The sequence below is a fragment of the Streptomyces sp. NPDC031111 genome (assembly GCF_055570675.1).
In genome coordinates this window covers 175,224-188,593 of record NZ_JBVIGS010000004.1, presented here as the reverse complement: position 1 = coordinate 188,593, position 13,370 = coordinate 175,224, and the positions used below count along the sequence as shown (strand labels likewise).

The 13,370-nt window shown below is 71.9% G+C and carries 11 protein-coding genes; all 11 read right to left on the bottom strand.

Annotated elements, in window-relative coordinates; genetic code table 11:
• Positions 1 to 15 precede the first annotated feature (15 nt).
• Positions 16 to 1,395 (bottom strand): IS701 family transposase, encoded by a 1,380-nt coding sequence (locus tag ACZ470_RS11180; protein WP_468426600.1) that lies wholly within the window; start codon positions 1,393 to 1,395, stop codon positions 16 to 18.
• 340 nt (positions 1,396 to 1,735) lie between these two features.
• Positions 1,736 to 2,449: a TMEM175 family protein gene (locus ACZ470_RS11175; RefSeq protein ID WP_468426598.1), complete on the bottom strand. Its 714-nt coding sequence runs from the start codon at positions 2,447 to 2,449 to the stop codon at positions 1,736 to 1,738.
• A gap of 136 nt (positions 2,450 to 2,585) precedes the next feature.
• On the bottom strand, positions 2,586 to 2,927 hold the full coding sequence (locus tag ACZ470_RS11170) for a nuclear transport factor 2 family protein (protein ID WP_468426596.1): 342 nt from the start codon (positions 2,925 to 2,927) through the stop codon (positions 2,586 to 2,588).
• 69 nt (positions 2,928 to 2,996) lie between these two features.
• Positions 2,997 to 4,469: a sensor histidine kinase gene (locus ACZ470_RS11165; RefSeq protein ID WP_468426595.1), complete on the bottom strand. Its 1,473-nt coding sequence runs from the start codon at positions 4,467 to 4,469 to the stop codon at positions 2,997 to 2,999.
• Complete coding sequence (locus tag ACZ470_RS11160; RefSeq protein WP_468426593.1) at positions 4,466 to 6,094, bottom strand: MFS transporter; 1,629 nt, start codon at positions 6,092 to 6,094, stop codon at positions 4,466 to 4,468. Before ACZ470_RS11160 ends, ACZ470_RS11165 begins: the two co-directional genes overlap by 4 nt.
• 128 nt (positions 6,095 to 6,222) lie before the next feature.
• Entirely contained in the window at positions 6,223 to 7,074 is an 852-nt protein-coding gene (locus tag ACZ470_RS11155; RefSeq protein ID WP_468426592.1) for an FAD binding domain-containing protein, read from the bottom strand.
• A gap of 58 nt (positions 7,075 to 7,132) precedes the next feature.
• Positions 7,133 to 9,577 (bottom strand): xanthine dehydrogenase family protein molybdopterin-binding subunit, encoded by a 2,445-nt coding sequence (locus ACZ470_RS11150; protein ID WP_468426590.1) that lies wholly within the window; start codon positions 9,575 to 9,577, stop codon positions 7,133 to 7,135.
• A 7-nt stretch (positions 9,578 to 9,584) separates the two neighbouring features.
• Positions 9,585 to 10,070 (bottom strand): (2Fe-2S)-binding protein, encoded by a 486-nt coding sequence (locus ACZ470_RS11145; protein ID WP_468426588.1) that lies wholly within the window; start codon positions 10,068 to 10,070, stop codon positions 9,585 to 9,587.
• Positions 10,071 to 10,103: 33 nt separating this feature from the next.
• A complete protein-coding gene (locus ACZ470_RS11140; RefSeq protein ID WP_468426586.1) occupies positions 10,104 to 10,712 on the bottom strand; it encodes an NADPH-dependent F420 reductase in 609 nt (202 codons plus the stop codon).
• A gap of 257 nt (positions 10,713 to 10,969) precedes the next feature.
• A complete protein-coding gene (locus tag ACZ470_RS11135; protein WP_468426584.1) occupies positions 10,970 to 12,454 on the bottom strand; it encodes an aldehyde dehydrogenase family protein in 1,485 nt (494 codons plus the stop codon).
• Between the two features lie 36 nt (positions 12,455 to 12,490).
• The gene (locus ACZ470_RS11130) at positions 12,491 to 13,231 is read right to left on the bottom strand and encodes a type 1 glutamine amidotransferase domain-containing protein (RefSeq protein WP_468426582.1); all 741 of its coding nucleotides are present in this window, start codon (positions 13,229 to 13,231) and stop codon (positions 12,491 to 12,493) included.
• Positions 13,232 to 13,370: the final 139 nt, after the last annotated feature.

Here is a 13,370-nt window from a genome sequence, read left to right as displayed (position 1 = left end):
CGACCTGCCCTTCCTTCAGGAGGTGAACTCGCGCAGCCGGTGGGCCCGCGGGAAGGGCGCCGGGGCCGGGACGCTCAGCGGGGCGGGCCGCCGCGTCTGGCCCACGGGCCCCACCGGGTGGCCGTCCGCCGTGTCGTCGGCGACCGGAGCCGCCATCCGCGCGCCGTTGACCCGGCCCGCACGGCGGGTCCCGCCGACGGGGTCGGGCCTGTTCGGCGGCGGTTCGGCGAACTTCTGCCCCCGTAACGCGAGCAGCGTGGCCGCATGGGCCACGCTGGAGAGGGTCATGTGGTGGTGCCAGCCCCGGAAGGACCGGCCCTCGAAGTCCCGGATGCCCACCCCCTCGCACACCTCGTCGAAGTCGAGCGCGACCCGGTCGGTCAGCCTCGCCAGCAGGAACAGCTGGGCCAGCGGCAGATCCTGGATGTTGGTGGCCCAGAACTCCGACGGCAACGGACTGCCCACCTCGGCCCACGCCCCGAACAACGTCATCGGCACCGACGCTGCGGTCGTCTGCTCCTCGCCCGGCGGCGCGAGCACCAGCGCGGAGGCGAGCGGTGTGACGAGGTCGTCGGACCTCCCGTGCCTCGGCCATTCGACGAGCCGGCGCTGCGAGCGCAGGGAGTCGATCAGCTCGCGCGCGGACGTGGCGTACAGGCTCGGCTTGCGGCGTGCCGCCGTGGCGAGGACGACGGGCAGCGAGCCGTCGACCTTCAGCACACAGGGGATGCCGGACGAGGTGAACGTGTCCATCGTCTCCGCCAGATCGGCGTTGGAGACCTCCATGACGACCGGGCGCAACTGGAGTTGCCAGGTGTCCGCCATCCGCAGCACCGTGTGGACGGCGTCCTGCGCGGGGGTGCGCGAGCGCACCGCGTCCGGGATGCCGGCGCTGCGCCGGCGCAGCAGTTCCGTCGTCCAGGGGCCGGGCAGCGTCAGGCTCCACTCGACAGGGAACCCCGCCTCGCTGGACACCAGCCAGACCCCGGCCGCCTGCTGGCAGTTGGCCATTCGGCCCAGCTGCGGGACGAACTGCCGGCCCACGCCCACCGAGCAGTCCCCGGCCTTCTCGATCACGACCGGCTGCACCACCCAGGCCAGCGGACGCTGCACCCCGCGCTCTATGTGCTGGGCCAGGGAGCGGCGCACCGGCGTCCAGTCCCAGGGCGACTTGCTGATGAACTGCTGGAGGCTCTGCTCCACCGAGCCGGCGTCGGCTCCGGCGATGTTGCGGATGGTCTTCTTGCCGGAGGTCGACATGAGGCCGTTCAAATAGACCCGAGCCCATTTCCGCTGATCACGCCTGGGCAGTGATTCGAAGAGCAGAGATATCACTTCGTCCAGCAGCGCGGAAACATCTCTCTTCGAGTTTGTACGGAGCGTATTGCTCTGCATCTACGCCTCCCCCGTGAACTGCTTGACGTGTGACCCTACTTGACCGAAAGCCGCAGCCGTAGGGGGCCGCATCGACTTCCTGAGGTCGCCCCCCGGCCGGTTTGTCACCCCAAAGAAAGTAAAATTCTGCGCTCGGAGCGCGGACGGGGGACGGCACGGGAAAGCCTTTTCCGATCTTGCCGAATAGCGCTGGCCAGGCCCGACGACGGCGCCGGCGGTACGCGCCGCGTCGAGAACGGCAGGAGCGCTGGGGGCATATCACGGCAGCGTGTCCGAAGATATTCGACACGATGACCGAAACCGGTGGGGTCCGGGGAATGAGGAAAACGCGGGCCGGATGTCAGGTGGTGCTGGGGGACGGGGCAGCGGTGCCCCGTGCGTCGCCCTGCGCCCCGCTATTGCCGTCCGCCCCCGCTTCCCCGTCGTTCCCCTTCTCCCCGCCGTTGTCGTCGTTGGTCACCGGAATGGGGATCTGGTTCGCCGCGTAGTAGAGGGCGATGACGCCGTGCGCGATCAGGGCGAGGGGGGCGGAGAAGAAGGAGATCAGCAGCGTGACCGGGTAGGCGATGCTGCCGAGGCCGAAGCGGAGCCGGGTGGCGCGGGCGCCCTCGCGGTCGACGCGGTCGTGGAAGAGGTGTCCGACGTGGGTGATGTACCACCAGAAGCCCATGAAGGCCACCGCGTAGACCACGGTCCAGCCGCTGTAGAGGATGGCCGCGATCTCGGCCGACTCGGAGTCCTTCAGGTGCTCGGCGAGCACGGCGGTGGTCCAGGGAATCACCGAGACGACCATCAGGACCAGGAGGTTCAGAAAGAGGAGGGGGCGGTTCACCTTTTTCAGATGACTGAAGATCGTGTGATGGTTGACCCACATGACGCCGATCACCAGAAAGCTGACCACGTACGCCGCGTAGTGCGGCCACTGTTCGGCGAGCCCGTCCCAGAGGTGCGAGCCCTCGTCCTCGGGTACCTTGATCTCCAGGACGAGAATGGTGATGACGATGGCGAATACGCCGTCGCTGAACGCCTCGACCCGGCCGGTTTCCTGTTCCACGCTCTTCCCCCCAGGTTTCCTTTTAAATCACCTGTAGACGCGGAGAGGCCCGGGGTCGGGCCTCTCCGCGCAGAATACCGGAGAACCTACGGTCCTCTCGGCGGACAAGGCCAGCTTTCGTGCCGACTGAATCGAGTCAGCTACCGAATCCGGCCGCCTGCCGCCAGATTCGGCCATCCTTGACGACGATGGTTCCGAAGGCGTGCTCCGGCTCACCGTTGAGATTCATGATCGCGCGATAGAAGATCGTGTCGTCGGTCTCGACGTACTCCTGGAGTTCCACCAGGGACGGCTTGAGCGTGAGATATCCGGTGAAGGTCTCCCGGACCGCGTCGATTCCCTCCGAGACGCCCTCGAAGCGGAGCAGGACGGCGTCGTCGGTGTAGTTCTTCATCAGCGCGTCGATGTCGAGCGCGGCGAGCGCCTCCATCTGCCGCTGGAAGACGGGGTGCAGCGTGGAGAGGTCGTACGTGGGCATGAGCAGCTCCCTCATCGGTGTGGTGGGTGACGGTGGTGCCGTGGTGCCGTGGTGGCTGTGGGGTGCCGGTCAGGCACCGGGGACCGCGCAGACGGTGCCGTCGGCGGTGCCGCCCAGCGGAAGCCGGACGGTCATACGGGTGTCGCCGGGCAGGGACCGGGCGGTGATCGAGCCCCGGTGGCGCTGGGTCACGATCCGGTAGGTGAGGTGCAGGCCGAGTCCGGTGCCCTTGCCGACGTCCTTGGTGGTGTAGAAGGGCTCGAAGATGCGCGGCAGGGTCTCCTCGGGGATCCCCTGTCCGGTGTCGGCCACCTCGACCACCAGACAGCCCCCCTCGACCCGGGCACCGAGCCGGAGCGTGCCCTCGCCGCCCATGGCGTCGACGGCGTTGTCGACGAGGTTGGTCCACACCTGGTTCAGCTCGCTCGGGTAGCCGGTCAGGCGGGGCAGGCCGGGGGCGTACTCGCGGACCACCTTCACCCGGGCGAGCTTGGCGCGCAGCATGGTCAGCGTGGTGTCGATGCCCTCGGTGACCGAGAACTGCTGCTCGGGGGCCCGGTCGAGGTTGGCGTAGTCGCGGGTGGCCGCGACCAGTTGGGAGATGCGCGGTCCGGCCGCCCTCAGCTGTGCGGTGAGCGCCCGGGTCTCCAGTACGGCCGCCAGGTGGTCCAGCGCGGCCGGCAGCGCCTCCTCGCCCACCCCGGACAGGCGGGTGCGCAGCCAGTCGAGGTCGAGGCCGAGGTCTGCGACGCCCGACGCGAGCAGCCCGGGCCGGCTCGCGCCGGCGTCCTCGGCCCACTCCTCGATGTCGTCGAGGGCGTCGGCCTGGGCGAACGGGTCGCTGTCCAGGGGGTCGGGCGTCCGTGCCAGCTCGGCGGTGAGCCGGTCGAACACGGCACGCTCCCCGGGGTCGGCGGCCGCGCCCCAGTCCCGCGCGGTGGCGGTGAGCGGGTCGATGGCCGCGCCGAGGTCCTCGGCGGCGCGCGCCACGGCCGCCGCGGGGTTGTTGAGTTCGTGCGCGAGCCCCGCGGCCAGCGTGCCCAGCGCCTCCACGGTGGCCCGGTTGCGGGCCTGCACCTCGGAGGACTTGATGCGCCAGGCGAGCACCGGCAGCAGCACGGCGGCGACGCCCTGACAGCGGGCGAGCATGTCCAGGAACACGTCCTTGGGGTACGCCAGGACGGTGGTGGTGCCGGAGGCGGCGACCGTCGCCACGTAGCCGCCCTCGGTGAGCAGCGGCAGTTCGCCGGTGAAGCGGTGGGCGGCGGAGGGCTTGTTGTCGTGCCGCTCGGCCGGCACGTCGTGGGCGAAGTGCCGGGTGAGGATCTCCTCGCGGCCGTCGACGACCTTGGAGACGACGAGTCCGCCGTCCAGGAGGACGTAGAAGTGCGTGGCCTCGTCCCCGTCGCGGAAGAGGATCTCGCCGTCCTGGTGGACGGTGGGCCGGGAGACCGAGGCGAGCCAGTCCAGCTGCTCCTCGGTGACCCGCGCGAAGAGCTCCAGACCCCGGAGCACCGCACGCAACTCCGCCGGACCCGTCACTGGGCACTCCTCTCGGCGGCGTCCCGCACCGCCGCCGGGGTCTCACCGGCCCCGGAGCCACGGAGCGCGGCGGAACCGGACGCCGGGGCGCCGGGCGTCGCGGAACCGCCGGACGGCGAGCCGCCCGCAGGACCGGAAGCCGCCGGGGCGACTGGATCGGCGGGGCCCAGGGCCGCCGTGCCCGTCCGTGGGGCCGAGGGAGCGGCGCTCCTCTCGGCCGCGTCCCGCCCGGCCACCGCATCACCGGCCCCGGAGCCACGGAGCGCGGCGGAACCGGACGCCGGGGCGCCGGGCGTCGCGGAACCGCCGGACGGCGAGCCGGCCGCAGGACCGGAAGCCGCAGGACCGGAGGGGCCCGAGGAGGGGGTGCCCAGGGTCGCGGTGCCCGCCGGTGGGGCCGTGGGGGCGGGGCGGCGGGAGAGCAGGGCCGTGGCGACGAGGGCCAGGGCGCAGATCGCGGCCACCGCGGCCATGAAGCCGACCGAGGCGGTGCGCAGGCCGTAGCGGTTGCTGAGCATGCCGGCGAGCACGGCGGGCACGCTCATCGCCAGATAGCCGAACACATAGACCGCGGCGGTGAGTTCACCCCGCCCCTGCGGAGCGGCCAGCCCCATCAGCGCCCGGAAGGCGCCCAGGAACGCGGCCCCCCAGCCACTGCCCAGCACGGCCGTCGCCAGCAGGAACAGCACCGGCGACTCCATGCCCAGGGACAGCAGCACCAGGCCCAGGCCCGCGATCATCAGGGTCAGTCCGAGCATCGCGGCGCGCAGCGGCGGCACGCGGCCGATCAGCAGCTGGGTGACGGTGGCCGTGCCGGCGAGCAGGCCGACGGTGGCGCCGCCGACCAGGTAGTTGGTGCTGCCCAGCAGGACCAGGACGAGTTTCGGGCCGAGCGCGAGGTAGAAGCCGCCGACGGTCCACACGGCGACGACGGTGAGCACGAGGATCAGGAACCGGCGGCGCACGGCGGCCGGGACCCGGACCCGGTGCGGGGCGAACCGCAACCCGCCGTCCGCGCCGGGCGCCGTCTCCGGCAGCCTCGGCAGCAGGAGCAGGGCGAGCGCGAAGGCACCGGCCAGCACGAGATAGGTGAGCGCGGTGGGCGCGGGCGCGAACTCCACGAGCAGACCGGCGCCGAACGCGCCCAGGCCGATGCCGACGGGCGGGCCCGCGCTGTTCACCAGGGCGCCCAGCCCTGGCCGGGACGCCGGGGCGAGTTCGAGCAGCGCCGCGCCGGTCGCCCCGGTGGCGAGACCCACCGCCAGTCCCTGCACGGCACGGGCGGCGAGCAGCCAGCCGAGACCCTGCGCGGAGGCGAACAGCGCCATGGAGAGGATCACCAGCACCAGGGAGACCATGAGAACGGGGCGCCGGCCGAGGGTGTCGGACAGCGCGCCGAACAGCAGGAGCGCGGCCAGCACGGTGACGGCGTAGACGCCGTAGACCACCGTGATCATTCCGGCCGACAGGTCCCACTTCTCCTGGTACAGCACGTAGAGGGCGGAGGGCGCGGAGGACGAGAGCATCAGCAGCACCAGCACGGCGCCGACCAGCAGGAAGCCGCCGCCGAGACCCCCGGCGGGACGGCCCGGGCCGGCTGCGCGGGCGGTGCGAGGCGATGACATCACCGGAAGGGCTCCTCGGTACGCGGTGCCGGCCGCGGATCGGAAGGGCGGGTGGTGGCTGTCTGGTTCGGCACGGTGGTTCCCCCGTTCGTCCGGCGGCGGTCCGCGTCGGGCGGACCGCCGCCGGTTCAGGTGGTCGTCGCCCTGGTCAGGGCGCGGGTCGTGAGGACGCCGGACAGATGGCGCAGATACTCCGCCGACGTGCCCCGGCCGGGCACGAAGAGGTGTTCCGGCTGGGCGTGGAAGGCCGCGAGGATCCCGGCGGTGTCGGGTGCGGTGCCCGTCAGGAGCTGTTCGACGGCGGGCAGCCGGGTCGCGCGGGGTGTGGCACCGGTGACCGCGACGCGCAGGCCGGTCAGGCCCCCGGGGCCCCGGGTGACGCGTACGGCCACGGCGCAGACCGGGTAGCGGGAGGCGCGGTCCGCCGTCTTCTCGAAGGCGCTGCTCTCGCCCGGGCCGGGCGCGGGCAGTTCGATCGCGGTGATCAGGCCGCCCTCGGGGAGCCCGTCGCGCGCGAAGTCGTCGGCCGTCATGGTGTCCGGTCCGCCGGCCCCGGCGAGAAGCAGCGTCGCGTCGGCGGCGAGCACGGCGACCGGCAGGTCGGTGGCACCGCCCCGGTCCTCCGTGGCGGCGGCCAGGTTGCCGCCGAGCGTGCCGAGGTTGCGGACCTGCGGGTCGCCGCCCGCCCGCGCGGCCTGCGCCAGGGCGGGGGACACGGCCCGCACCCGCGGGTCCCGGGCCAGCTCCGCGAGCGTGGTGAGGGCGCCGACGCGCAGCCCGCCGTCGCCGGTGCCGTGGATGCCGCGCAGGCCGGCGACGCCCCGCAGGTCGACCAGCCGGCCGGCGGTGCCCTCACCGGTCTTCAGGTCGACCAGCAGGGACTGCCCGCCCGCCAGGGCACGGCTGCCGGGCTCCGCGAGCAGGGCGGTGGCCTCGTCGAGGGTGGCGGCCCGGACGTAGTCGAAGTCGCTGAGTATCACAGGTCGGCTCCCCAGGTGCGGTGGTCAACAGGGGCGTGGGTCGCGGGCGCGGCGGCCGTCACGGCGCCGCCCCCGGCTCCCCGCGCATCGCCCGCCACACCTTCTCGGGGGTGAGCGGCATGTCGATGTGCGTGACACCCACGTCGGACAGCGCGTCGACGACTGCGTTGGTGACCGCGGCGGCCGGCGGCACCGTGGCGATCTCGCCCGCGCCCTTGGCGCCCAGCGGGTTGTGCGGGCTGGGCGTGACCGTCCGGTCCAGGGCGAAGAACGGGGCGTCGGTGGCCCGCGGCAGGGCGTAGGTGCGCAGGTCGCGGGTGACCAGGCGGCCGTCGTCGGCGTACTCGGCGGCCTCCATCAGCGCCTGCCCCAGGCCGTGGACGATGCTGCCCTCGATCTGGCCCCGCACGATCGTCGGGTTGCCGATGTTCCCGGCGTCGTCCACGGCCGTGTAGCTCACGACCTCGGTCTCACCGGTGAGTTCGTCGATCTCCACGACCGCGACATGCGTGCCGAAGGGGTAGTTGAAGTCCGGCGGGTCGAAGTGGGTGGTCTCGTCGAGGCCGGGCTCGATCCCGGGCGGCAGGTTCCAGCCGTACCAGAGCGCCATGGCCAGGTCGGCGAACGTCTTGCCGTTGTCCTCGTCCCCCGGGACGAACACCTTGCCGCCCGCGTGGACGACCTTGTCCTCGGAGACCTGGAACATGGCCGCCGCCACGCAGCGCATCTTGTCCTTGATCTTCTGCGCGGTCAGCGCGACCGCGGGCCCGGCCATGCTGTAGGAACGGCTGCCGTACGTGCCCTGCCCGTAGGGGGCCTTGAGGGTGTCGGCCTCCAGCACCTGCACGGCGGCCGGGTCGATGCCGAGCTGGTCGGCGGCCACCTGCGCGAAGATCGTGTGGTGGCTCTGGCCCGTGGAGGCGGAGCCCACCGTGACGGTGACCTCGCCGGTCGGGTGCACCCGGATGTTGGCGCTCTCCCAGGTACCGCCGAGCATGCCCTCCTGCGACATGCGGGTCGATGGGCCCACACCGCAGACGGCGACGTACGTGGCGATGCCGACGCCGAGCCGCTTGCCGCGCCGGGCGGCCTCGGCCCGCCGGGCGTCCAGGCCGTCGTACCCGGCGAGCGCGAGGGCCTTGTCGAAGTTCTCCGGGTAGTTGCCGGAGTCGTAGGTCCAGCCCAGGCCGTTGTCGTACGGGAAGGCGTCGGCCGGTACGAGGTTGCGGCGGCGCACCTCGGCGGGGTCCATGCCGATCTCGCGGGCGTACCGGTCGACCAGCCGCTCCATCAGGAAGGCGGCCTCGGCGCGTCCGCTGCCGCGCTGGGCGCCGAGCGGGACGGTGTTGGTGAAGGCCGCGTAGACCTCGCAGAAGGCCGCGTCGATCGCGTACATGCCGGTGATGCTGCGGCCCATCAGGGCGGTGGCGACGCCGGGTCCGATGGTGGACGGGTAGGCGCCGAGGTTGGCGTAGCTGGTGCAGCGGACGGCGGTGATCCGGCCGTCTCGGGTGCCGGCGAGGACCGCGTGCTGGCGGTGGTCGCGGCCCTGCACGGTGGAGTTCATCAGCCCGGTGCGGGTGTCGACCCATTGCACGGGCCGGCCCAGCCGCTTCGACATCAGCAGCACGAGCGCCATGTCGGGGTAGAGGTAGCCCTTGGTGCCGAAGCTGCCGCCGACCGTGGGGGCCACGACGCGCAATCTGTTGAAGGGGATGCCGAGGACCAGCGCGGACAGCAGGAAGCGGTGGTTGTGCGGGCCCTGGGTGGAGGCGTAGAGGGTGTAGTCGCCGGTGTCCGGGTCGTAGTGGCCGACGGCGCCGCGCGGCTCGATGGGGCTGTTGACGGTGCGCTGGTTGACCAGGTCGAGCTCGACGACGATCTCGGCGTCGGCGACGGCGCGGTCGGTGCGCTCCCGGTCGCCGCACGTCCAGTGGGCGTTGAGGTTGTGCGGCACGGCCTCGTGCAGCTGCGGGGCGCCGTCCTCCAGGGCGTGGTCGGCGCGCAGGACGACCGGCAGCGGCTCGTAGTCGACGACGAGGGCGCGGGCGGCCGCGGCCGCCTGCTTGTCGGTCTCGGCGACGACGACGGCGATCGGGTCGCCGACGTGCCGCACCACGTCCCCGGAGAGCACCGGGCGGGCGCCGGGCAGGCCGTAGGGGTGCGGCGGGAAGTGGCTCTCGACGCCGCCGGGGACCCAGATGCAGGGCAGCGGCATGACGTCCTGGAAGTCGGCGGCGGTGGCGACGGCGAGGACGCCGGGCATGGCCTCGGCCGCCGCGGTGTCGATGCCGCGGATCCGGGCGTGCGCGTGGTCGCTGCCGAGGATCGCCATGTGGGCGGTGCCGGGCAGCCGCACGTCCGCGATGAAGGTGGCGGTGCCGCGCAGCAGTTCCTCGTCCTCGCGGACGTCGAGCGGGGTGCCGAGCAGGCCGCTGCCGCCGGACGGGGCGGGGCCGGTCTCGGATCCGGCCGTGGTGGAACGTTCCTCCGCTGTGGTCATGACGGGTTCACTCCTTCACCGCGTGGCCGACGGGCCCGGCGGCGCAGGCACGCTGCACTCCGCGCACCACGCCGTGATAACCGGTGCACCGGCAGAGGTTGCCGGTGAGCCACTCCCTGATCTCGCCCTCGGCCGGCTCGGTGTCCGCCCCCTCGACCAGCTCGCCGAGCGCCATGACCATGCCCGGGGTGCAGAAGCCGCACTGGGTGCCGTGCTCGGCCCGCAGCGCCTCCTGGAGACCGGTCGGCTCGCCGCCGGTCCCGACCCCCTCGATGGTGGTGACCTCGCAGTCGGCCGCCTGGACGGTGAGCAGCAGACAGCTCTTGACGGACCGTCCGTCCAGCCGGACCACGCAACTGCCGCACTGGCCGGTGTCGCAGCCGACCTTGGTGCCGGTCAGGCCCAGGCCGTCCCTGAGCCGTTCCACGAGGAGTTCAGATGGGTCGGCGTCCATTTCCCGCGGCGCCCCGTTCACAGTGAGGGATACCTTCATGACCACGCCCTTTTCCGACCTTCGAGGGGTCTTTCAGAATCCGAGGACAATACGCGCCTGGCGTTCGGTGAGCGGTTTGTCGAAAAGTGGCCCGCCGGGCTGCTGAAGCAGTCCGCCGGTACGCAGCGAACCGGTTTCCACCGGCGCGAATCCCAATTCCCGGATCAGCGCGGAGACCGTCGCGTTGGCGTCCGGGTCGTCGCCCGCGACGTAGTGCGCGAGCCGCTCGGCCAGGTCCGCGCCGGGGCGCCCGGCGGTGGCGAGCGTCTCGAAGTGCATGGTGTTGAGCGACTTCACCGGGCGGGCCGCCGGGTACCACTCGGCCACCAGCTCGCTGGACCCGCGCTCGCCCAGGTCCTCGCCGAACGCGTTCATGGCGTCGACCAGCACCTTTCCGGCCAAGGACGCCGGCGGGAGCAGGGTCCGGGCGCTGCCGAAGGGGACCATCAGCACCGCGAGGTCCGCGTCCCGGACGGCTTCGGCGGGGGAGCCGACGGTCGCGGCGGGGCCGAGTTCGGCCAGCAGCGGGGCCAGCCGGGCGGGGCCGCTCGCGTTGGCGATCCGCACCTCGTGCCCGGCCGCGACCAGCAGCCGGGCGAGCGTGGCGCCGATACGGCCGGCCCCCAGGACGCACGTCTTCATCGGTACAGCACCTCGCTCGTTCCGGCCTCGGAATTACGGTCACTTGCCGCTTTTCGTTCCGTCCGCACATCCTGTCCGAGCAATTACGACGCGAGCCAGAGGGGCGGGGTATTCCGGCCGCACTTGGTCAGGTCTGAAATTACTTGGTGAAGTCGCTTTCTCCGGGCATACGGCGGTCCCCCGCCGCGGCACGGGGCCGGTCCGGCGGGGGGCCTCGATCATCCGGTGGACCGTCCCGGTCCATCCGGTGGACGGTCTCAGTCCATGCCGATCCAGACCGACTTCGTCTGGGTGTAGCTCTCCAGGGACTCCGGACCGCACTCGCGGCCGAACCCGGAGGCCCGGTAGCCGCCGTACGGGACGGCGGGGTCGTACTGGTTGTAGCAGTTCACCCACACCGTGCCCGCGTTGATCCGCGCGGCCACCCGGTGCGCCCGGCGCAGGTCCCGGGTGTGCACGCCGGCCGCGAGGCCGTAGGCGCTGTCGTTGGCGATCCGTACGGCCTCCTCCTCGGTGTCGAAGGGGATCACGCAGAGCACCGGGCCGAAGATCTCCTCCTGGGCGATGCGCATGCCGTTGTCCACGCCGGTGAAGATCGTCGGCAGGAAGTACAGCCCCTCGCCGGACGTCCCCTCGGGAGTGAACGGTCCGCCGCCGACGCGCAGTTCGGCGCCCTCCTTCTGGCCCAGCTCGACATAGGAGGAGACCTTGTCGAACTGGCCGCGGTGGGCCAGCGGCCCGAACAGGGTCGACTCCTCGCGCGGGTCCCCGGGGATCAGGGCCGCGGCACGCGCCACGAGCCGCTCCACCATCTCGTCGTGCACGGAGCGGTGCAGCAGCAGCCGGGAGCCGGCGGTGCAGATCTCGCCCTTGTTGTAGAAGATGCCGAAGAACGCGAGTTCCTCGGCGGCGTCCAGGTCGGCGTCCTCGAAGACGATGTTCGCGGACTTGCCGCCCAGCTCCATCGTCACCTTCTTCAGGGTCGCCGCCGCCTTGCGGATGATGCCCTGGCCCACCGAGGTGGAGCCGGTGAAGGCGATCTTGTCGATGCCGGGGTGCTCGACCAGTGCCTCGCCGAGGGCGACGCCCGGTCCGGTGACGACGTTGAGCACGCCGTCGGGAACACCGGCCTCCTCGAACAGCTCCGCGATCTTCAGCGCGGTGAGCGGGGTGGCCGGGGACGGCTTGTGCACGACCGTGTTGCCGGCCGCGAGGGCCGGGCCGATCTTGGTCATGGACAGCAGCAGCGGGAAGTTGAACGGGGTGATCGCCGCGACGACGCCCAGCGGCTCCCGCCGGGTGTAGGCGAACCTGTCGCCCGCCGGGTTGCGGGTGGCGCCGTCCACCTGGGTGCACAGGCCGGCGTAGTAGTGCATCAGCCGGGCGGCCATGGGCACGTCGACCGTGCTGGAGAAGGCGAACGGCTTGCCCATGTCCACCGTCTCCAGCAGGGCGATCTCGTCGTTGTCGCGCTCGATCAGCTCTCCGACGCGGGTGAGCAGCCGGGCCCGTTCCTGATCGGGCAGCCGGCCCCAGGGTCCCTCCTCGTACGCCCGGCGCGCGGCCCCGACCGCGCTGTCGACGTCGGCGGCGCCGGCCTGGGCGACGGGCACGATGTCCCGTCCGTCCACGGGAGAGACGTCCGGCACCGTGTCCCCGTCACGGGCCGGTGTCCACTTCCCGTCGACGTAGAGCGTGCCGGGGTGGGCCAAGGGGCGGTCGGGCAGATCGCGCTTGGACATGGTTGCCTCCGGTGGGGGCGGACGGAGCGGACGGGTTCACGCTGAGCCGAGCCGCTCCAGGAACGTCTCGGCGAGCGCCTTGGACGAGTACGGGTTCTGGCCGGTCGTCAGGTTGCGGTCCACCACGACGTGCGAGTCCCAGATGACGTCGGCCTTCTCGTACTTGGCGCCGAGCCGGGACAGTTCCACCTCGAGGATGAACGGCAGCCGGCCGGCCATGTTGGTGACCAGTTCCTCGGAGTGCGAGAACGCGGTCATGCGGTAGCCCTCGAACGGCCAGCGGCCCTCGCCGTCCCGCAGGGCGAGCAGGGAGGTGTGGCCGTGGCAGACGGTCGCGAGCGGCTTGCCGCCCGCGAGCCACCAGCGCAGGATCTGCGCCAGCTCGTCGGACTTGGGCAGGTCGCCGATGGCGCCGTGGCCGCCGCTGACGTACAGGCCGTCGTAGCCGGCGATGTCCTGCTCGGTGAGGTTCTCCAGGACCAGCGGCTTCTTCAGCTGCGGCACACTCTCGATGACACGGACGTACTCGGCGGCGTTGGCCGCGTCGTCGTCCGCGGAGCCCTGCGGGCGGACGTACTGGAGGAACTGCGGGTCGATGCTGGTCCGGTCGACGGTCGGGGACTGGCCGCCGATGGTGGCGACGTCCACGACGTGTCCGGCGTCCGTGAAGATCTGGTACGGGACGACGAACTCCTCGGCCCAGAAGCCGGACGGGTGCCGCTCACCGTCCAGGAGATGGAGCGTTGCCTTGGCCGTCATGACGACGAGGATCCTCATGGCCGATCTCTCCTTCGTGAATTCCGGTGACGCTGCCAGGGTCCGGCGTTCTCGATGTGACCACGCCGCCCGGCGCTTTTCGAGAGGAATTGCTCAGTCACTCGATACTTCGTCAGGTATAAACTGGTCAAAGATTCAC

Excerpts from the sequence above, each read along its gene's own strand:
- ACZ470_RS11130 (WP_468426582.1), bottom strand. The coding sequence starts at position 13,231 with ATGAGGATCCTCGTCGTCATGACGGCCAAGGCAACGCTCCATCTCCTG.
- ACZ470_RS11135 (WP_468426584.1), bottom strand. The coding sequence starts at position 12,454 with ATGTCCAAGCGCGATCTGCCCGACCGCCCCTTGGCCCACCCCGGCACG.
- ACZ470_RS11170 (WP_468426596.1), bottom strand. The coding sequence starts at position 2,927 with ATGCCCACGTACGACCTCTCCACGCTGCACCCCGTCTTCCAGCGGCAG.
- ACZ470_RS11180 (WP_468426600.1), bottom strand. The coding sequence starts at position 1,395 with ATGCAGAGCAATACGCTCCGTACAAACTCGAAGAGAGATGTTTCCGCG.
- ACZ470_RS11140 (WP_468426586.1), bottom strand. The coding sequence starts at position 10,712 with ATGAAGACGTGCGTCCTGGGGGCCGGCCGTATCGGCGCCACGCTCGCC.
- ACZ470_RS11160 (WP_468426593.1), bottom strand. The coding sequence starts at position 6,094 with ATGTCATCGCCTCGCACCGCCCGCGCAGCCGGCCCGGGCCGTCCCGCC.
- ACZ470_RS11150 (WP_468426590.1), bottom strand. The coding sequence starts at position 9,577 with ATGACCACAGCGGAGGAACGTTCCACCACGGCCGGATCCGAGACCGGC.
- ACZ470_RS11145 (WP_468426588.1), bottom strand. The coding sequence starts at position 10,070 with ATGAAGGTATCCCTCACTGTGAACGGGGCGCCGCGGGAAATGGACGCC.